The following is a 20,702-nucleotide window of genomic DNA, read 5'->3' as shown; positions in this document are numbered from 1 at the left end:
CACCCAAACCCCACTAAGGAAGAGCCAAAAACCGGAATGGTTAGAGATTCCATCTTATTTTTCTAGGGCTACGGTAAAGATTTAGGTGTTACTTGTCAGCGGGATGATGGGTTTCCCTGCTCTACAATTCGCTACGCTGCGCTGAAATCGAACACCTCTTCTTTTTTCCGAAGATCCACGTCATTAAATAGCTTGATGTAATTTGAAAAATCATTATGGTTCATCCTGATGATTCGCGTGCTAGGTTGCTAAAAACAATTTATATTGATGCCATGAAAGACTTATAAAATGTTTCGAGTTAGACCTGTAAAGCTTTGCTCTTTCTACAGAGTAAGCCATACAGGGTCACCTCTAAACATGACGTGCTCCCCATCTTGTCTGACTAGAATTCAGAACTTTTGGGTTTGAACAATTGTCTCCATAGCAGGGACCCGCCCCTTAATGATTAACTTCATTCAGAGCACCCCTATTATGGCAATCGCGGCTAGCCTACAAAATCCCTAAAAGCATTAGATCTAGTCACATAATTTCTTTAAGCTACAAGGCGTCTTTAGAGAGACAGTATTGATGACAGTTCCAACTTTCCCGCGCCATTCAGCAGCAAGATATGATCAAAAGTGACCTTTTAGGGATTGCTTTTTCTGACGCTGTGTACATAGGTCTTTTGAATCATACAGATATCGTTGGCGTTACTTGGTTAATGGGAGTGTTGGGGTTGCCCTTACCGAGAAGTCATTGCTGGAAGTCCTTCAAGATGCGAGTTTATAGGACCAACGCTGTGCGAGCTATCAAGCATTCATTTCTGAACTCAGCAACGCCGATATCGCTAATTCGTTAATCTAACAATCTCCAGCGATCGCTCTAAATAAATCTTATTTGAATCTAAGCAAGCCCGATCTTTTGAGACAGCGCTATTACCCAAACTCGTTGTGTTTTAACCGACCTTAAGATCCTGTTTTGTTATCAATAAATTTGAGATTGGCCCCTGAGGATGATTTGTTAAGTCTTCAACAACCCAAGATTCAGCTATTGCCTACCCTTTCTTGAGATTGTAGATTGCTTCCATAAAGCAATTTAGCCCAATCGCCTAGAGAAGCCTCCATGCTCAATCTGCCAGGCTATGAAGCGCATCAGCGGCTTTACGAAAATGCAAGGCTGTCAGTCTATCGAGCAAGAGCTGTAGCTGAGAATAGTGATGCGGCTTCTACGTGCAAAGCCATAATTCTTAAACAGTTAAACCCTAACCATTTTTCTCCTGATGCTGTAGCGCGTTTTCGCCAAGAATACACTATTATTCAATTATTAAATCCTAACTGTAATTTGATCGCCACAGCTAAAAATACAAACATTACTGATCCACAGCAACAAACCAGCATATCAGCAAGTTACGGGTCAAAATATGTTGTTCGAGCTTGCGACTTAAAACTTCATGAAAAGACTTTGATCATGATTCTAGAGGATTTTGGAGGCGACTCTCTTCACAGTCTTTTCTGCCACGTTAATCTGGAGATAATCGTTTTCCTGAAACTCGCTATTCAAATTACCCAGGCCTTAAATTATATTCATCACTCTCAAATTATTCATAAAGATATTAATCCTAATAGCATCTTTTTAAATCCCACGACGAACGAATTAAAAATTGTTGATTTTAGTTTTGCAACCCAACTGTCCGAAACCAATCTTTTTCCAAAGAATCCTGAGATTTTGGAAGGCACATTAGCGTATATGTCTCCAGAACAAACGGGGCGAACGAATCGGCTGCTAGACTATCGGACTGATTTCTATTCTCTGGGGGTGACTTTCTATGAACTTCTAACTCAAGAAGTCCCTTTTAGGGCAGCAGATCCTTTGGAATTAATACATCAACATTTAGCTCAAAACCCTCCCCCGCTGGAAGATAAAAGACCTGATATTCCTCTCGTCCTATCAAAACTTGTTCTCAAGCTATTGAATAAAAATGCTGAAGACCGCTATCAAAGTGCTCAAGGTATTCAAGCTGACTTAGAACGGTGTCTTCGTGATATCCAGGCTAACCGCTCCGTTCAAAGCTTTTCTTTGGGAGCTTGGGACTATTCCAGCCGACTCAAAATTCCTCAGAAGCTTTATGGTCGAGAGGAGGCGATTAGCACCTTACTAACGACATTCAATCGAGTAATCGTTGAGGAAGCCCTTGAATTTGTCATCGTTTGTGGTCACGCTGGCATCGGCAAATCGGTACTAGTTCAGGAAGTTGATCAGCTCATTACTCAGCGAAAAGGGTATTTCATTACGGGAAAATTTGATCAGCGGCAGCGCAATGTGCCTTATTCCGCCATAGCCGATGCCTTCAGCGATTTAGTGCGATTGCTGTTGATGGAAAATCAAGCTCAACTGCAAGCATGCCAGGCTAAGCTCAAACAGGCATTGGGCAATAGTGGACAGGTTATTGTCGATGTGATTCCTGATCTGGAACTCATCATAGGTCCTCAGGCTCCCGTGCCCAGTTTAGAGGCAGTAGAAGCTCATAACCGATTTAATTTAATCTTTCAGAGATTTGTTCAGGTCTTTGATGATCCTGCCCATCCCTTGGTCATCTTTTTAGACGATTTGCAGTGGGCCGACGCAGCTAGTCTGGAGTTAATCCAGCTTATGTTGAGAGTTCGGAAGTCGTCTGCTTCAGTATCAGGACAAACGCAATCACACCTCTTTATTGGAGCCTATCGCAATAACGAAATTGGCCTGACTCATCCTCTAATGTTTATGTTGAAGACATTACGTGAGGAGGGGTTTAAGCAAACAACTATTATGCTGACTCCGCTCACTTTGCAGCATGTGCAGGCGATGCTAGCAGATACGTTCACATGTGATACGCAAACAGTTGCTGACTTAGCTGATCTGGTTAGCACTAAAACCGGCGGCAATCCTTTTTTCGTGAGGGAATTTCTGAAAACATTGGTGGTTGAACATCTAGTCTTCTTTGACTTCAATCAGCGTTGCTGGCGGTGGAATATTCAACAAATTCAAGCGTGTGAGATGACGGATAACGTCGTGACGTTGATGACGGACAAGCTTGAAAAACTGCCTCAAGCGACTCAACGGCTCCTGTGTTCGGCTGCCTGTTTGAGAGAAAAATTTGATCTCAAGACACTGGCAATCATTGAACGTCAACCGACAGCTGCCATTGCCCAGTCTTTAAAGGCTGCCATTCAGGCGGGGCTAATATTGACCATCTCTGAACCTGACGAGACGCTGCTGATTCAAACCTATCGGTTTTTGCATGACCGTGTACAGCAAGCAGCTTACGGACTGATGAGTGATCACCAGAAGCAAATGCAGCATCTTAAAATCGGTCAGCTGCTGCTTCAGCAAGAAACTCAATCTGTGACTCAACCACACGAGCGTCTTTTTGAAATTGTGGACCACCTGAATCTGGGGCAGCGGCAAATAGCTGACGCTAGTTTTCTGCTTGATCTAGCCCACTTAAATTTGGCGGTTGCCCGACAATCAAAACAATCAACCGCTTACAAGGCTGCTCACAACTATCTGTGTAGCGGGCTGAATTGCTTGGATAAGGCAACTGGGACGGCTTGGAACGATCACTATTCCCTGATCCTAAATCTCTATCAAGAACAGGCAAAAGTGGCCTATCTCCTGGGCGATTTTAGGCAATCTCAGCATCGATTGGAAACGATTTTGGCTGAAGCTAACACTGTTTTAGATCAGGCTGAAGCTTATAACTTGCTGGTGGTTCAGTCTACAATTCGCACTGACTATGCCCAAGCCTTAGAGTATGGTCGACAAGCCTTACAGCTTTTGGGATTTGATTTTCCTAAAGAAAACTTTGTAACGGCGTTTGAATACAGCTATCGCGACTTGCAAACGCAACTGGGCGATCGCCCGCTAATCACGCTGCTAGATTTACCTGAAATTGAACAGCCCGAGCAACGACTTGCCATCAAGCTTCTCTCCAACATGGGGTCTGCGGCCTATCGTTTCAATCAAACAGTCTGGCAGATCGTTGTGGTGTTTTCAATTCGTCTCTTTTTGAAGTACGGCAACTCACCTGCATCATGCTATGGGTACTCCAACTACGGCACCTTGCTGGGCTCAGTGCTGCAGGATTATCCCGCAAGCTATGAATCTTGTAGGGTTTCCCTGAAGCTGAGTGAGCGATACCACAATCTGACGCAAAAATCGCGTGCCTGTTTTATCCTCAGCAATTTTGTGCATTCCTGGGTTAAACCCGTGAATGCTGCTGATGCTATTAATCAAACTGGAGTGCAGGCAGGTATCGAGTCCGGCGAACTGCAATATGTGGGATACACCCTCAGCTATCGCATCTCTAATTTATTTTTTCAAGGTAAAGCTCTCGATGCATTGACTATTGACTTGCAAGAGGCCTTGTCCTTTTGCCAGAAAGTCAAAAATCAATGGGCTATCGATGCCCTGCTAGGCTATCAGTCCGCGATCGCAACCCTCAGAGATCCAGCCCAGTTCCCTTTAGACTCAACTGACGAAGCTAGCTATGTTCGTGACTGTACAGCCCATAAAAGCTTTAGTGGCCTCTGTCGCTACTACATTCTGAGGGCGATGTTGCTCTATTTGTCGGGAGATCCTCATACAGCTCTAGAGTATGCGCGGCAAGCGAAGAAGCTGCGAAGCTACATCTTGGGCGTGGTCTCCAACGCGACCTTAAATTTGTATACCTCGCTCATTCTCCTTCAGCTTCATGCCACGGCGTCCCCTCAGGCTCAAGTCGCGTACCGTCAGGAAATCACAGAATTACAGTTGGAACTACAGCGTTGGTCTCAAAGCTGTCCAGAAAACTTTTTGCATAAGTTTTGGCTGGTCGAAGCCGAGTTAGCTCGAATTGACCAGCACTTTTGGGATGCCTGCAGGCTCTATGATCAGGCTATTGCTGCGGCTTTAGACCAAAAGTTTATCCAGGAAGAGGCCCTAGCCAACGAACTCGCAGCCAAGTTTTGGTTGAGTCAGGACAAACCGGAATTTGCTCAGGGCTATTGGTACAAGGCCCGTCACGCTTATGAACTCTGGGGCGCAAAGTTCAAAGTTCAACAACTGGAGCAGCAATATGCCCAGTGGCTCAGTCCCTCTACAGGTACTGGAGTCTCCAATTCCCTATTCACAGAGACCCAATCGGTGATCGCCTCAGGGGCCATAGACTTAGATTTACAGTCCTTGATGAAGGCTTCCCAAGCGATCACTCGCGAAATTGTGCTGGAGAAGGTGTTAGCTCAGTTGATGACTGTCTTGATGGAAAATGCGGGGGCTCAAAGCGGTTACCTTATTTTGGAAACAGACGGACAGTTTTACATTGAGGCAACGGGGCGTGTGGATGTCGATGAACCCCCCCAAGTCTTAGTTGGTTTACCCGTTGAGGGTGCAGTTCCGGTTGGACTATTTAACTACGTCAGACATACGCGAAAAAGCGTGGTGCTGCATGACGCGATCGCTACTGGAGATTTTACTCAAGATGCTTACATCCGGCAGCATCAGACCAAGTCAGCTTTGTGTATGCCACTCATTTTGCAGGGAAAATTAGTTGGCATCTTATACCTAGAGAACAATTTAGTTACTGGGGCCTTTACGCGCGAGCGTATGCAAATCCTTAATTTGCTCTCGACCCAGGTCGCCATTTCTCTGAAAAATGCTCAGCTGTATACAACGCTTGAGCAGAAGGTTGCCGAACGTACGATGGAACTTCAGGTAGCGAAAGAGACAGCCGAGCTGGCTAGCCAAGCTAAGGGAAGATTTTTAGCCAGTATGAGTCACGAGCTACGTACTCCCTTGAATTCGATTTTGGGCTTTAGCCAAATTATGGCGCGAGACGTCACGCTAGCTGAGCCTCATCAGGAACGCCTCAAGCTCGTTCACCATAGCGGTGAGCACCTTTTGGATCTAATCAACGAAATTTTAGAATTTTCTAAGCTAGAAGCTGGTAAGCAAACACTTAAAGAAACTTGCTTTGAGCTAAGGCATCTTTTAGAAACCATCGAGGCTCTTTTTCGATTGCGTATTGAACAAAAAGGATTGCAATTTTCCCTAGAACCGGCAGTGGATTTACCGCTACAGTTTGTGGGGGATGAGAAAAAGATTTGTCAGATTCTTATTAATCTGCTCAGTAATGCCTTTAAATTTACTTGCCAGGGCCACATTACTTTACGGATAAAGAGTAACGCTCAAAGTCTCTATTTTGAGGTTGAAGATACTGGTGAGGGGATCGCTGCTGATCAGCTATCTAAGCTATTTGTCCCTTTTGAGCAAACCGATAGTGGCGTAAAGACAAAAACAGGGACTGGATTAGGTCTAGCAATTAGCCAACAGTTTGCCAAGCTAATGGGAGGAGAAATTGCTGTGAAGAGTCAACTGAAGCAAGGATCTATATTTTCGTTCACAGCTCATAGCCAATCGAGTCTAGCGGAGGTTGCTCCTCAGAGACTTGAACCGATGCCCTTAAAAGATGAGTCAAATCAGTTGAACAGTCCAAGTTTTACCATCGTCACTGAAGCTGAGATTGCCCAAGTTTTGAGTTCAATGCCGTCAACTTGGCGAAATGCGCTAGACCAAGCAGCAAAACGGCTTGATGGTCTAAAGGTTGTGAATCTACTGAGCCATCCTCTCTTGGAGACTCACACTAATGTTGCACAGTATTTGCTGAAGCTAGCTGAGAACTATGACTATCGTCAGTTGAGGACAGCTTTGAAAAACATCGATTTATAGCAACACCCTATCCGATCTTTCTACTTCAGTGACTAAGCGTTAACGATTGGAGGGGATAAAGCATGAATGACGCTAACGAACTCTTGATGTTTTCTGAGACATTACTTTTTGACAAAACAGGAGCTTGTTTCACCGAGTTGCAGCGGCAAATTTTACTCGCCGCTTTGCAAGGAACACGCAAAACCTATGAACAGATAGCGGTGGAGTTTGGTTATTCAAGCAAATATGTCAAACAGGGCGTTGCACCTAAGCTTTGGCGACTCCTGTCCGATGCTTTGGGGCAAAAAGTCACCAAGTCAAATGTTCGGTTTCTGCTAGAAAAAGAGAGGCAAAGCTTGGCCTCGATTCTGCCAGTTTTGGCTAATGACAACCCGTCTTCACCGGATGAAATGCCGTCTGAAATACCAAGAACCGCATTTCCCTTAGGCAACATTAATCCGCCGACATCAGGCAGTATTTTGCTGGTCGATGACCAACCTCAGAACTTACGGGTTTTGTCAGATTTGCTGGAGGAGGAGGGATACAGAGTTCGGCAGGCGATTAGTGGTGAGATTGCACTTGACGCGATCGCAGAAGAAAAGCCAGTCTTAGTGCTACTGGACATTCATATGCCGGAGATGGATGGCTATAGTGTCTGCCAACAGATCAAAAGTAATCCAGCCACGCAGGATATTGCCGTTATTTTTGTGAGTGCCCTAGATGAAACGTGGGACAAAGTCAAAGCCTTTTCGGTAGGTGGCAATGATTACGTCAATAAGCCGTTTAAGGTAGTCGAGGTGCTGGTGCGAGTCGAGAATCAGTTAAAAGTGACGCAGTTACAGCAGCAGCTGGCAGATCAAAATGAGCAACTGCGGCAAGCACTTCGAAGAGAACAACAGCTGGCCGAGATCGATGCAGCGACTCAGGTCGCGAGTCGTCGTCGGTTTGATCAGTTTCTGCTAGAAAGCTGGCAACAGGCGTTAAAGGCCCAAGAACCACTAACGTTGATGTTGTGCCAGGTTGATCATTTCTCATTGATCAGCAAGGAGAGCACTCCACGTTGGATAGATTCTTTGCTGTATAGCGTGGCTCAAACCCTTAAGTCTGTGTCCGGTTTAGATGCGCTGGTTTGTCGGTACAGCTTGATTACCTTTTCTATTGTTTTGCCACAGCAAACTTTAACTGTGGCAGAAACCATAGCGCAAAAGGTGTTAGAACAGGTTCAGGGACTGTCAAAAAAGCAGGCTTTAGCACGGTCAGGTGTATCCTATCCTTCAGTAGTCACTCTTAGCGTTGGGTTAGTCACTGCGTGCCCCACGCCTGATATGGATATGGAGGAACAGTTGCTGGAGCTTTGTGAGAAGCGCTTACAGCAAGCCAAGAACCAAGGCGGCAACTGCTGGATAAGTTCGTGATCTGATGGATTCAAAAAGCACTGTTGTCATTCAAGCCGGACTTTAAAGATATAGTCGTCTTGCCCTCACGGAACTGGCGAAGGCTATATATTCGGTCTAGCCTAACCAACTTCTAAAGGCTTCGATTTGATCCCTGTTAGAGAGACCTAGACTGAGACTAACTGGAGCGGCTAAGACCTGGTCCGGTTTGCTGTAAAGTACCTCAGATGGCGTTATTCCAAAGGTCCGTTTAAATAGTCGAGAAAAATGGGCTGGGTCTGTAAATCCTGAAGCTAGAGCAATGCTGTAGATTGGCATTTTCGTATTGCCAGGCTGAGCCTTCGAGAGTTTACTAAAGGCTCGCTTTAGTCGCTGGCTGCGAATGTAACCCTCAACGCCAGACTCTTCCTTAAAGCAACGATACACGGTTGCTCGTGAACAGTGAAACGCCGTACAAATTTGTTGAGTATCTAATTCTGGTTGATGCAGGTTGTTTTGAATAAACTCTTTCATGGCCTGCAGGGTTGATGATTGCACATAGTGTTGCTCTTGGGTCGTACGCTGCGGTTTGGGAGACATTAAACCGTTGATTAACCCCACCAGTGCATGAGACAGCACCTCAGCGTTCTCCTGTGGAGTTTCAGGAATAATTTTCCGTAGTTCTTTCATGGTTGACACCAATAACCTGCCCTGGGGCGATCGCGTATGCCATAGCTGAGTTGGAAAACTCTCAACACTGACAGAACGTACTAAATCTTTAGGAATGACGAAAGAAATGAGGCTGGCATCTTCAACATCGATAAAAAGAGTTTTGCGGTAATCGAACAGGTTGACTTGATAGGGCGACATAGCAATAAAATCATCACCCAGGCAACCTGTACCACTACCCGCTAGGTAAACCTCTAAAACTAAGTGGTCAGCAGCACCTGACCGGGTATGTCCAACAGTGCGATTAAAGACTTGGGCCTTAAATTGCGTAGCGATGAAAACAATTTCCTTTAACCGGTATGCCTCAAAGTCAGCTGAAAATTCATCAGGGTTTCGTATTTGAGTATTAAACAAAGATTTAGTGACTTCGGTCCAAGTTGCTAAGCACTCATCGATAGTCATATCTTTGGAACAGAGCTGAACGCTGGGCACCAGATCTAGAGAAGCATAGTTCTTATAGTTATCGGTTTCTTCGAGAAGTGCTTCGACAATCCTTGAAGAGGACTGTGCAGGAACAACTTTCACCCGTACAGCAGAAGCTTGATTGTTCATGGTCCAGTTTTCTTCCGGCCAGTTATAACTTTCCTGGGCTATTAGATCAGCGGTTGCCGCCTTATCGTAGCTATAGAAAGAACATTTTTTATAACCTGACGCCCACATTTCATCCACGAACTGTTGAGCAAACGACGCAAACCTTTGTCCACAAGAGTGGACTGGCCTAGAAGAGTAACAGGCGCAAATTTGAATAATCCCTGGAAAATTTAAATCTAGATTTTTAAGTAACGCCTTGATCAATTCACTGGCAGAGATCTTCTGCCCATAATCAGAGGACTGCAAAAATGGAGATCCAGGAGTGCAGCGACCTTCGATATAAAGCACATCTTGCCTGTCCCTGAGCGAAGCTAACTGTCTAACGATATCGCTATCATCAAGACAAACTATTTCTGAAGGTTCGTCAATACTATTCCAGTTTGTCGAATCGATAATATGTTCAGTGCTCTTACCTCTAGGAAATGGACACAAGACCTTGCAGGTATTGCCCTCTCGCTGGGTTTTTATCTTTGGCATGCTAACTCTCTTGCAGAATTAATCGTTGCGTTTCTATGTAGTTTTAAGACGTTATTGGGTGACAATTTCAGAATTTTTCAAGTTAACAATATGACATAAAAGGTCTTAGGTACCATCACGACAGGTGCACACCTGACTTGAATAGAAACCTGCCAATAGAGATGCGGTCAAAGATATTTCAGCCCATACTTTTGCCTTCGAGGCAAGAATGGTAAAGCTTCTGTCATATTTGATTTTTTCCGCATATTGTCTCTGCTGACTGACTTGCCAGTGCGCTACGGCAGAAATAGGCTCACCGTTCAAAACCCTGGAAAAGCTTATCTGCCTTAGATTTGAATTCTAAGTTTTAATTCTGCGTAGCGGGATTAGTCACTGGTTTGAAAACTTCATGGGCCTGTGATCTCCATGAAATTAGTTGCAAACAATGGTTGCAATTGAGCAAAACTAATAAATCAAGTTAACTAGAATTAGCGTAAAGCAATAATGCCATCAATATCAAGACCTATTGTTGATTTGATTTGATTTTGACTTAGAGCTGAACTACCCCAAACTATCGCAAAGAAATAGTACTCTAATATTAGTCGGTTAAGGATCCAAAGCTAGGTTTAACGGTGTAAGTCCTGACTTCTTTTAATATCTCAGACTCAATGCCATGCATATTGAAAGCCTTTTATCTTTAGACGTTCGTCCAACTCAATTGAGACATTGATCCAATTGACTAGGCTTTTTTCGTGTGTACATTAAGCGAGGTAAACCTATTTTTTGACGAGGAGACTATCCATGTCAATAACTGCTGTTCAGGAGTTTTTAGGAAAAGTAGCTGAGGATCCAGCATTACAAAATGATCTAGCCAAAGCTCTTGAAGCCGAAAGCGATCGCCAAGCTGTAGCCAACTTAGCCAAATCTAAGGGCTACGACTTTTCTCCGGAAGAGCTGGCCGCAGAGGTCGAGAGGCGTCAGCAAGAAGTGGCTCAACGTCAGGAGGCTGGTGAACTAAGTGATGACGAATTAGAGGCAGTAGCAGGCGGAGAGTTAATAGTTGCGCTCACGGTATCAGGCGCTATTGCCAGTGTAGGGATTGGTGCAGCTACGTTAAGCGCACTCAAGCCTAAATGGTAAGTGTCTATTCTGAAAGGTGGCAAACAGTTTTTGCTTGTCACCTTTTCAAGTAGTCTAATGGTGAAAAAAAACAACTGAGTTCAGCAGTAGCTATTCAGCCGGCTTTAGGTACTGTCAACTTCAAAAAATATAGAAATATCGGCAATATAGAGAATGTTTCAATTTTGTTAAAGTACACAGATGCAAATTATTTTACAATCTTCAACTATTATTCACTTTAACGTTTCATTTCTAGTGCCATGAACATTAAAAATCTTATTCTCTTTAAACGTTGATCCAACTAAATTGAGACGTTGATCCAATTGACTGGGATATGGCGTGTGTACATTGAATGAGATAAACCTATTTTTTTAGTGAGGAAACTATCCATGTCAGCAACTGCTGTTCAGGAGTTTTTAAGTAAAGTAGCTGAGGATCCAGCATTACAAAATGATCTAGCAAAAGCCCTTGAAGCGGAGAATGATCGCCAGGCCGTAGCCGACTTAGCCAAATCCAAGGGTTACGACTTTTCTCCAGAGGAGTTAACTGCAGAAATCGAAAGACGCCAGCAAGAATTTGTTCGACGTCAGGAGGCTGGTGAACTGAGTGATGATGAATTAGAGGCAGTAGCCGGTGGAGAAGCAATAATTACAGCCATTTTTGTAGCTGCAACGGCGGGTACGCTGGCTACCGTGACGACAATTTCAGTAGCCAAACCTAAATGGTAAGTCTTCATTCTAGAACGTTGATGGGTTAGCGTTTGCCTGTTGAGGCAGATCAGATGAATCCCTAATGAATTCGTGCAAATGCAAAAATCCAGGCTTCCATATTTTGGGAGTTGAGAATTTATTTTATTGACTCAATGAAGTCTATTTCATGGCTCTCATTGAGTCAACAAAGAGGGCTATCTTTATCCTCTCAAGGCAAACTCTTAGCCTGACATTCAATACTCTTTGCTGAGACGTTTATCCAAACAAATTGAGACATTCATCCAATTGACCGAATTTTAATCTATGTATATTAAATGAGGTAATTCTAGTTTTTTAGTGAGGAAATCATCCATGTCAGCAACTGCTGTTCAGGAATTTCTAGGTAAAGTATCCGAAGATTCAGCACTACAAAATGATCTAGCAAAAGCCCTTGAGGCTGAGAACGATCGCCAAGCCGTAGCCGACCTGGCAAAATCCAAAGGCTATGACTTTTCTCCAGAGGAATTAGCCGCAGAAGTTGAAAGGCGAAAGCAAGAGGTTGTACAACGTCAGGAAGCAGGTGAACTGAGCGATGAAGAATTAGAGGCGGTAGCCGGTGGAGAGCTAGTCGCCTCAGCCGTCATCTCAGCTGTTATTGGCAGTGCAGGACTTACCGTAGCATCTGTTCAAACTACGATAGACATTTTCAAGCCTAAATGGTGAGCACTCACCCTGGGGTGACGAGCACTTTTTGCTTGTCACCTTTTTAAGGGACGCCAAAAGGCGTGAGGCTTTCTAAAGTTTTCTGTGCGCTCAATAACAATTTAAGAGCTTACAGCTGAGTGCCCTCTTCAGTGGACTCCCACGAAACTGAATTGGAGGGCACGCTTTTTATCCCAGTACATTCATCTTAAGTAGGGTAGTTAATCCAATATTGTTCAATGCAAACGATAACTAATTTACAGGATGCTACTGTTGCTTCAGCAATCCCCTTTCATGTTCAGAATTTACTTGCCCCTATTACTAAAAATCAGTTTTTAGAGCAGTATTGGGAAAATCGACTTCTCCATGTGCCTCGTAGCCAAGCAGGCTACTATGCTGCACTATTTTCAGTCGAGGCTCTAGAGCAAGTGTTGCAGTGCGCCCAGATCAAGCCCCCTGATATTCGGGTCGTGAAGAACCAGATTGAGGTGTTGCCCACTCGGTACCAAAGGGCTGATGGCAGCATCCATATGAATCAGCTGTACAAAGCCTATGATGAAGGTCACTCTATCATCATTAATGGCTTGCAGCGGTTCTGGCCGGCTGTGGCAACCTTTTGCAACCAGTTGCAGCGGGTATTAAGTCACTCGATTGTGGCGAACTGTTATTTGTCCCCTGCAAATTCCAAAGCTTTGCAGCCCCACTACGATACTCATGATGTGTTTGTCGTACAAGTGGCTGGCTCAAAAACTTGGAAGTTCCATGGCTCGCCTCAACCAGTGCCACTACACAACAGCTTTCAACCCGTTATCCCAGAGAAGAATCTAGGTCAGCCAACGGATGAGATTTTAGTTCAGTCGGGAGATCTGGTGTATATTCCCCGAGGGGTTATTCATCATGCTGAGACGACTGACAGCTTTTCATTCCACATGACCTTAGGGGTTCATCCCATGCAGTGGATGGATTTATTGCAGCAGGCCTTAACTGCCCTCAGCCTACAAGATGAACGTTTTCGTAAGGCTTTACCTGTCGGGTTTTTAGATGCAGAGAATGGTGATGTATTGATTGAAGGATTTGCAGCTTTAGTAGCAGTTTTTCATGAAAAAGCCGATGTGCAAGAAGCTTTTGCAATGTTAAAACACCAATTCCTTCAGACGACTATTCCAGCACCCGATGGTCATTTTGAGCATTTAAATGAGCTTAGCTCTATCACTGCTGAAACTCAGGTCGAAAAGCGTCAGGAACTACACTGTCAGTTGATGGATAGAGGACTTTCGGTCAGTCTCAAATTTCCAGGTAACACTATTGGTGGCCCTGCGAGCTATCGCCGAGCCATGAAATTTGTTGCAGAAATAACGCGACCCTTTGATGTGAGTGAATTGCCAGGTTTAGAGCTTGCAAACCAAATTAAACTGGCTCAACGCTTGATTAGAGGCGGTCTTCTTAAAAGAAGTTCCTAGTCTGTGGGGACAGTCAAAAGGCAGCAAAACAAGCAATCTCAGATTCGACATCAAGATTGAGACATATATCCAATCAATCTGAGACAGTTATCCAATGAGTGTTCGAGCCAGGATAGTAGGCTTGGAGCAGTCCTGAGATGTTGAAAACGCTAAGGTATTTCTGTGTGTATTCCCTTCAAGTATTTGATCAAGTGCACTGTGTCAATACCGCCCTAATGGCCGCTCGCTCTGACATGCAGGGAGCTGAGTTTGGCGTGGGCTGATCTTCTAGTGTGTTTTGGAATTTAGCAAATCCTCAATTTTTTGTTTCTGCTCATTCCAGAAGTGCGGAAAAGCTTTCTCTATCGATGCGGCTGTCCGCCTAGCATATCCGGTATGGAAGCAGCGTGCAGTTATAGTATTGTTTTTTGGGTCAATATTGACTCAAATAACTTCACTCGGATCAAAGCTCGCAGGCAGAAAGGTAGATACACAATAGCTTTGCCCGTGGTGAAAGTTCTTGAGTCTGATTCGGCCAATCTACAGATAGTGAGCCTATTTGGATTTTTGAATAAGATTTTTTTTGAAAACCTTATTCAAAAATCCTTTTTACCTCCAAAAAACAGTTGGGATGGCTATAACAAATGCAAGCGTATGGGTGAAATGACAAAATCAGGCTACAACGCTTGCTTCAAAACTATTCATTTTCAGGTGGATAGAGATGCATTTCTGACCAAGGATCCTCAACAAGATAATCATCTCCGCCTTGTTTTTGCAAATAGTCAGGACCGATAGGCACCTTGCCATACCCGCCAGGAATGTCGAGGACGTAGGTCGGTTGGCAAAGCCCAGATATTTTACCTCGCAAGGTTCGCATTAAGGCTTGCCCTTCTTGAATAGTGGTACGAAAGTGGCTAGTTCCCTTAGCCATGTCGCCATGGTGGAGGTAATAGGGTTTAATCCGATTTCTCACCATAGTTCTAAAAAGTTGAGTTAGCGTTTCAGGATCATCATTAATCCCTTTGAGTAAAACAGTTTGACTCACTAAAGGAATACCTGCATCGGCTAAGGTCGCGATCGCGTTACAGGCAGCCTCACTGAATTCTTTGGGGTGGTTCGAATGAATAGCTACGTAAACTGGCTTACTCACCCTGAGAATTTGAGCAACGTCTTCATCAATTCGACCCGGGTCAACGACAGGAATCCGAGTGTGAATGCGAATCACATCAACATGATCAATTTGGTCAAGCGCCTGAATAATATAGGTCAATTTTGCTTTCGACAAAATCATGGGATCGCCACCTGTTAAGATAACTTCCCAAACTTCAGAATGATTGCGGATATAGTCTAATGCTGCCTCTAATTCCTGAGGGGCAAGTCCCTCGCCATCATCACCAACAACTTCTCGGCGAAAACAGAATCGACAATAAACTGGACAAACATGAATAGGCTTGAGCAGCAGGCGATCTGGGTATCGGTGAACAATTCCTTTAATTGACGTATGAGGAAAATCACCAATGGGATCACCTAATTCTTCTGGAAGGATATTCAATTCTTTGGAGTTAGGAATAAACTGCTGAGCAATCGGATCCTCTGGTTCATGAAAATCGATCAATTCCACCATGTCTGAAGTCACAGCCATGGAAAATTGCTTCGCAACCCGATCAATTTCTGCAGATTCTCCTGAAGAAACCAATCCGGCGTCAAGCAAGCCTTGACCCGTACGAACTGTACCTTTTTGCATCATATTAATTGAATGTTACAGAACTTCAAAACTGACTAAACTTTGGTTTTAAAACAAGACCCCTCTATCTCGCAATGAGGTCTTAAAAACCATATTGCCAAGCGTCCGATTCAGTACTTTTCTCACATCTGTGAAAATCCGTTTCTTAAGTACTGTCAATCAGAAGAAAAACAATTACAGTAGCTCTGCTATAGTATCATAGAGTTGGATTTTTTGAGGTATTCTAATAGGCAAATAATAGGTAAAAAACTACCGAATCTATGTTTAGCATTGATTTTGATTGAAGGTTGAATGTCGCAACCTTTTTCAGTCATGATATTTAGCTAAAATATAGAACAATGAAGATTCTGTAGGCGTTGCAAGCGTTATTCTTGCTTGTTGATTGGTATGGCAACGTCAGTTTCCAAAGATGGAAGAACTTTGGGAATGACTTAATCATTAGGCGCTGGGCGTTTAAGTGTCTAATTCTTTTCTGTTGGCGATCGCTGTGTTTACCTGGGGGCTGAAATCAGTGTCAAAATTTGTATCTATTCACTCTTATCGGGGAGGGACAGGGAAATCCAATACGACGGCTAATCTAGCGGCCACTCTGGCAAAGTATGGGAAGCGAGTTGCTGTAGTGGACACCGATATCCAGTCACCAGGAATCCATGTTTTATTTGGCTTCTCAGAAGATCAAATTGAAACTACTCTCAACGATTATCTTTGGGGCCGTCGTTCCATTCGTGAAGTAGCTTACGATGTCACTAATACTTTGGGCTCGCTAGCTGATAATAACGGGAAGGTCTTTTTGATTCCTAGTAGTAGTCGAGCTGAGGACATCGCTCGGGTCTTACGCGAAGGTTATGACATTGAATATTTGGGACAAGGTCTTCAAGCTCTTGTTAATGAGCTTAGTCTTGATTATTTGTTAGTTGATACTCATCCTGGACTAAACGAAGAAACGTTGCTGTCAATTTCGATTTCCGATATCCTATTTTTGATTTTGCGCCCGGATGCGCAAGACTATCAGGGAACAGCCGTAACAGTCGATGTAGCCCGAAAATTAAAGGTGCCGGCTTTGTTTATGGTGGTTAATAAAGTTCCTCAATTTTTTAATTTGGGTGACCTTAAATCAAAAATAGAAGATACCTATAGTGCCGACGTGGTTGGAGTTCTACCCCACTCTGATGAAATGATGGTGCTTGCTAGTAATGGGCTTTTTGTCGTTGACTATCCCAATGATCCCGTGAGTGAAACGTTTGATGAAATTGTTAGTCAGTGTCTGATCTAATGTGCTCAGAGGCCAATCAAGCTGGGATATAAGCTTATGGATACTTTAGATTTAAGAACTCAGATATTGAAAGCCTATGGTGCAGGGCCAAATGAACTAGAAGAATTACTCACATACAATCAAAACCTGTTTGATGGACGGGACGGAACGGTTGATACTTTTGCTTTTCCATTGGCCGACGAACCCCATATAGAAGTCTGGCAAGAATATGTAGAGGCGGCTCAAGAGAAGGGCGTTTTCGCAGTGCTGACCGCTGCTCTAGTGCAGCTGAGATTTCCAATACGGTCAGGTATTAGTACCAGCGAAATCTATCGTCAAGCCACTCGTAAAGGTTGTTTCTCAACTCAGTCGACTCCAGGTTTGACACTCCAAGAACCCGACGAGCTTGCTTTGTTCATTTATCCCACCTTAGCCGGCGCTATTCCGGTCATCGTATCGAGTAATCGTGCAGATTTCGTCTCTCTGCTACAGGCATTCACTCAACGCAATGAGCCGGTAGATATTCCCCATTCAATGGGGGCTTGCATTATTGGAGGATACAATAATTGGGATCGAGTCAAACGTTATCGTCGGCAATGGGAGTCTCGACACCCTCATCAATGTTCAGAACAGGATTGGTTGGCAGCCTTTTCTCGTCTAGTACCTCAAAAAGCGCTGTATCAGGATCGATTCATTCTCTTGAGTCATGGTGCCTACAGCAATGTAACAGCAGCCCAATTGGGATTGGATGAGGACGAATGGCTGCGACTTTCGCTGATAATCCGGCGTGAGCATGAATGTATCCACTACTTCACTCGACGCTGCTTTCAATCTATGCGTAACCATGTCTTAGATGAGCTGATCGCCGATTATTTTGGCATTCTGGCGGCTAATGGCACATACCGAGCAGACTGGTTTTTACAGTTTGTCGGGTTAGAGCGCTTTCCAGCTTATCGTGACAGTGGTAGGTTACATCTATATCTAGGTAATCCAACTTTATCTGAAGGTGCTTTCGAGGTGTTGAAGGCCCTTGTGAAGAAAGCTGCTGAGAACTTAGAACAGTTCGATCGCACCTATTTAGCACACTACCGTACTGCCTCAGGGAGGCTTGCAACCTTATTGGCTTTGGTATCCCTAACAATTGAGGAACTTGCCTCCGACACTGGTTTGGCACTCATGCAAACTGCTGTTGAAGCTCAACAAACCCATCTTGATCTGGCCTTGTCTTAACTTGAGCATTCATTGGGAGCTATTGATTACTCTTGATTTTCGTCCTCACCCTTTAACCCTTTAAAGCGATGGCAGACCTACTTCTCGAAGCTTTACTTGATCGCGATATTGACTGGCTGGTAACGGCAGGTCAACAGCAAACGTTGGATGAGAATGCGGTGTTAGTGCATCAAGGTGAGGTTGTTAATGTCCTCTACATTGTTTTGGGAGGGCAACTCATTTCCGCAGTTGCCGATGATCAAGACAGCGTTTTAGGGCAAGCCTTTTCGGCGCTGTCTGGAAATGCAAATCTAGAGCATATTCTTTTTCCATTAGAAGGTGGCGATGTATTTGGGGAAATGGCGGTGTTACATAGTCCTCCATCCCCTATGGTCATTAGAACCGAGGCGGCTTCGACCGTGCTGGTTGTGCCCCAAGCTCAACTGCAAACCAAACTGATTCGCGATCGCGAATTTGCGTCTCGGTTCTATCGTGTCATGGCTACGCTGATGCTCGATCGCTACGAATTTCTGTTAGACAAATTCATTTACCGTCGAGGACTACAACTTTCTGCCATTCAAGATGGGCCAGTGATTTTTGGAGAGCTGTTTGACAGCGATATTGATTGGATGATCAATCATGGTTCCGTGGTCCATCTCCGACCTGAGGAGCGGTTGATCCAATCAGGGCGACCGACAGATACTTTATATGTTGTGTTACGCGGTTTGCTCTCGACTTCCATTACCGGCGGCAAGTCAGCAGCACTGACTCAAATTTTCAGCCAGTTTACCTCTGGAGGGCAATCAGAGGAATACCCAGGACGAGAGGTGGCTCGGTCGTCTCGGGGCGAAGTGGTTGGAGAAACAACCTTGATTGACTCACGGCTGTCAAAGTTTTCTGTTAGCGCGATCAATCCATCAACGTTACTGGCGATCCCCCGCCGCGACTTATTCATCAAGCTCCAGCAAGATGCGGGTATGGCCACTCGATTCTATCGAGTATTGACTATCCTCCTATCAGCGCGTCTGAATAGCTTCATCAATCGGCTTGGATATGGTAAGGCTTCGTACCAGGTTGGTCAATCGCTCTCTCCAGATGTCCACTATGAAGACGAGTTAGATCTGGACTTAATCGATCATTTGACTGTTGGGGGAGCACGGTTTGAATGGATGCTGAAGCGCTTAAAGGTGGATCAGTCATGACCCCAAAATCCCCGCATGAGGAGCAAGAAAAAGAAAAGAAAGCGCTATTTCGGCAAGATGCCATCGAACGCCTTTCTTCTCCTGAACAGCTAGATCAGCTGGTGAAAGTCGTCGATCCCAAGGCATGGGTGCCATTGGTAGGGCTGGGGCTATTGATTCTAATGGGTGGCCTGTGGGGTATTTTCGGACGTTTACCGCTCAATGTCACAGGACAAGGAGTGTTGGTCCGGCCTCGGCGAGTTGTACAGCTGCAGGTCCCGGGTGGTGGCAGGGTGTTGACGCTAGAAGTGCAGCCTGGCGACCCTGTTGAGGTCGGGCAGGTTATTGGCACTATTGATCAATCCGCGACCGAGCAACAGTTAAGGCAAGAACGGGAAAAGCTGGCACGGCTGCAAGCCCAGACGGATGAAAGCACAACGCTAGATGTTCAACAAGTCGAACTGCAAAAGGCCGTGATTCAGCAACAGCGGGCAGCCTTGCAAGCTAATCTCGAAACGACTCAATCTCTGACTCCAGTTCTACGGGACGAGAATTTGCAGTCGATTCGAGAGAGTCGTCGTAGTCTTGAGGTCAGGCTGCAACAGACCCGAGAACTGCTGCCAACACTGCAGGAGAGGGTCGAAAGTCGACGTCAGCTGCTGGAGCAGCAAATTATCACTGGGGATGTGCTGTTGCAGGCAGAACAAGAGTATTTTAATAGCCTGGCCCAAGTGGCCGATCTAGAAGCTCAACGACGTCAGCTGGATGTGCAAGAAGCCGAAGCCCAGCGCCAGTATCTGCAAAACCTGAATACGGTTCGGGAAATTCAGGCCCAGTTACAAGACCTCGCGTCTAAGGAAGCACAGCTCAATCAGCAACAATTGGAGACGGGCTTCAATCGTGAAAACCAGATTGAACAGGTGCGTAAGACAATTGACCAGCTTGAACTGCAATTAGCCGATCAGGGTACGATCACGAGTCCTTATACGGGGCGCGTATTAGAGCTTGGGATTGTCGCTGGTCAGGTGATTGAACCGGGTAAACAACTCGCCTCTCTAGAAATTGAAGATGAGGATGAAGAATTAATTACTCTGGCATACTTTCCTGATCGAGATGGGAAACAAATCGAGTTGGGCATGGCGGCCCAAATTACCCCCAGCATCGTCAAACGAGAGCGCTATGGCGGAATTGTTGGAGGTGTCGAGTCGGTGTCGCAATTTCCCTTAACCACCCAAGAAATTGCGACTGTGGTGGGCAATGCTGAACTGGCCCAAAACTTTACGCGCAATGGTCCCCCCGTGCAGATCTCGATCCAGTTGGAAACTGATGACAGCACTGTGAGTGGGTATGCCTGGACCTCATCGCAAGGCCCAAACGAAGCAATCACCTCAGGCACCACGACCACAGTGCAAGTCAGGGTTGGAGAGATTGCCCCGATCGCGTATATCATTCCGCTGTTCCGCTCTTGGACGGGGGTGTATTGATGGCTGCGATCGCCGTTCAGTCAAGTTGCTGGGTT

The 20,702-nt window shown here is 45.0% G+C and carries 12 protein-coding genes; 10 read left to right on the top strand and 2 right to left on the bottom strand.

Annotation, left to right across the window (positions count from 1 at the left end):
• Window positions 1–1,101 precede the first annotated feature (1,101 nt).
• Together PN498_RS01265 and PN498_RS01260 are read left to right on the top strand one after the other, a co-directional pair.
• Window positions 1,102–6,720, top strand: a complete 5,619-nt coding sequence (locus tag PN498_RS01265) for a hybrid sensor histidine kinase/response regulator (protein ID WP_272060857.1) — start codon at window positions 1,102–1,104, stop codon at window positions 6,718–6,720.
• Window positions 6,721–6,782: 62 nt separating this feature from the next.
• Entirely contained in the window at window positions 6,783–8,114 is a 1,332-nt protein-coding gene (locus PN498_RS01260; protein ID WP_272060856.1) for a response regulator, read from the top strand.
• 96 nt (window positions 8,115–8,210) lie between these two features.
• Here PN498_RS01260 and PN498_RS01255 read toward each other — a convergent pair whose 3' ends face one another.
• Entirely contained in the window at window positions 8,211–9,353 is a 1,143-nt protein-coding gene (locus PN498_RS01255) for an AraC family transcriptional regulator (protein WP_272060855.1), read from the bottom strand.
• Between the two features lie 1,296 nt (window positions 9,354–10,649).
• Here PN498_RS01255 and PN498_RS01250 point away from each other — a divergent pair.
• From PN498_RS01250 to PN498_RS01235, 4 genes are all read left to right on the top strand, one after another.
• Complete coding sequence (locus tag PN498_RS01250) at window positions 10,650–10,988, top strand: Nif11-like leader peptide family natural product precursor (RefSeq protein ID WP_272060854.1); 339 nt, start codon at window positions 10,650–10,652, stop codon at window positions 10,986–10,988.
• Between the two features lie 368 nt (window positions 10,989–11,356).
• Window positions 11,357–11,695 carry a Nif11-like leader peptide family natural product precursor gene (locus tag PN498_RS01245; protein ID WP_272060853.1) on the top strand — a complete coding sequence of 113 codons (339 nt, stop codon included), beginning with the start codon at window positions 11,357–11,359 and terminating at the stop codon, window positions 11,693–11,695.
• Between the two features lie 333 nt (window positions 11,696–12,028).
• Complete coding sequence (locus PN498_RS01240) at window positions 12,029–12,379, top strand: Nif11-like leader peptide family natural product precursor (protein ID WP_272060852.1); 351 nt, start codon at window positions 12,029–12,031, stop codon at window positions 12,377–12,379.
• A 218-nt stretch (window positions 12,380–12,597) separates the two neighbouring features.
• Window positions 12,598–13,818 carry a cupin domain-containing protein gene (locus PN498_RS01235; RefSeq protein ID WP_272060851.1) on the top strand — a complete coding sequence of 407 codons (1,221 nt, stop codon included), beginning with the start codon at window positions 12,598–12,600 and terminating at the stop codon, window positions 13,816–13,818.
• A 676-nt stretch (window positions 13,819–14,494) separates the two neighbouring features.
• Here the strand turns inward: PN498_RS01235 and PN498_RS01230 are convergent.
• Window positions 14,495–15,544: a lysine-2,3-aminomutase-like protein gene (locus PN498_RS01230; protein ID WP_272060850.1), complete on the bottom strand. Its 1,050-nt coding sequence runs from the start codon at window positions 15,542–15,544 to the stop codon at window positions 14,495–14,497.
• Between the two features lie 454 nt (window positions 15,545–15,998).
• On the opposite strand from PN498_RS01230, the gene PN498_RS01225 reads away from it, so the two are divergent.
• The 4 genes from PN498_RS01225 to PN498_RS01210 all read left to right on the top strand — a co-directional run bounded on the left by PN498_RS01225 (window position 15,999) and on the right by PN498_RS01210 (window position 20,667).
• The gene (locus PN498_RS01225) at window positions 15,999–16,814 is read left to right on the top strand and encodes a MinD/ParA family ATP-binding protein (RefSeq protein WP_334312209.1); all 816 of its coding nucleotides are present in this window, start codon (window positions 15,999–16,001) and stop codon (window positions 16,812–16,814) included.
• Window positions 16,815–16,850: 36 nt separating this feature from the next.
• Window positions 16,851–18,023: a DUF7005 family protein gene (locus PN498_RS01220; protein ID WP_272060849.1), complete on the top strand. Its 1,173-nt coding sequence runs from the start codon at window positions 16,851–16,853 to the stop codon at window positions 18,021–18,023.
• 68 nt (window positions 18,024–18,091) lie between these two features.
• Window positions 18,092–19,204 (top strand): cyclic nucleotide-binding domain-containing protein, encoded by a 1,113-nt coding sequence (locus PN498_RS01215; RefSeq protein ID WP_272060848.1) that lies wholly within the window; start codon window positions 18,092–18,094, stop codon window positions 19,202–19,204.
• The gene (locus tag PN498_RS01210) at window positions 19,201–20,667 is read left to right on the top strand and encodes an NHLP bacteriocin system secretion protein (protein ID WP_272060847.1); all 1,467 of its coding nucleotides are present in this window, start codon (window positions 19,201–19,203) and stop codon (window positions 20,665–20,667) included. The genes PN498_RS01215 and PN498_RS01210 overlap by 4 nt, the downstream gene beginning before the upstream one ends.
• Window positions 20,668–20,702 lie beyond the last annotated feature (35 nt).

The organism is Oscillatoria sp. CS-180, from assembly GCF_028330965.1.
Taxonomy (GTDB): domain Bacteria; phylum Cyanobacteriota; class Cyanobacteriia; order Phormidesmidales; family Phormidesmidaceae; genus Halomicronema.
This window is presented reverse-complemented; position numbering and strand designations above follow the sequence as displayed.

Coding starts and splice junctions, on each gene's coding strand:
- PN498_RS01265 (WP_272060857.1), top strand. CDS start 1,102: ATGCTCAATCTGCCAGGCTATGAAGCGCATCAGCGGCTTTACGAAAAT.
- PN498_RS01235 (WP_272060851.1), top strand. CDS start 12,598: ATGCAAACGATAACTAATTTACAGGATGCTACTGTTGCTTCAGCAATC.
- PN498_RS01210 (WP_272060847.1), top strand. CDS start 19,201: ATGACCCCAAAATCCCCGCATGAGGAGCAAGAAAAAGAAAAGAAAGCG.
- PN498_RS01260 (WP_272060856.1), top strand. CDS start 6,783: ATGAATGACGCTAACGAACTCTTGATGTTTTCTGAGACATTACTTTTT.
- PN498_RS01230 (WP_272060850.1), bottom strand. CDS start 15,544: ATGATGCAAAAAGGTACAGTTCGTACGGGTCAAGGCTTGCTTGACGCC.
- PN498_RS01255 (WP_272060855.1), bottom strand. CDS start 9,353: ATGAACAATCAAGCTTCTGCTGTACGGGTGAAAGTTGTTCCTGCACAG.
- PN498_RS01215 (WP_272060848.1), top strand. CDS start 18,092: ATGGCAGACCTACTTCTCGAAGCTTTACTTGATCGCGATATTGACTGG.
- PN498_RS01240 (WP_272060852.1), top strand. CDS start 12,029: ATGTCAGCAACTGCTGTTCAGGAATTTCTAGGTAAAGTATCCGAAGAT.
- PN498_RS01220 (WP_272060849.1), top strand. CDS start 16,851: ATGGATACTTTAGATTTAAGAACTCAGATATTGAAAGCCTATGGTGCA.
- PN498_RS01250 (WP_272060854.1), top strand. CDS start 10,650: ATGTCAATAACTGCTGTTCAGGAGTTTTTAGGAAAAGTAGCTGAGGAT.
- PN498_RS01245 (WP_272060853.1), top strand. CDS start 11,357: ATGTCAGCAACTGCTGTTCAGGAGTTTTTAAGTAAAGTAGCTGAGGAT.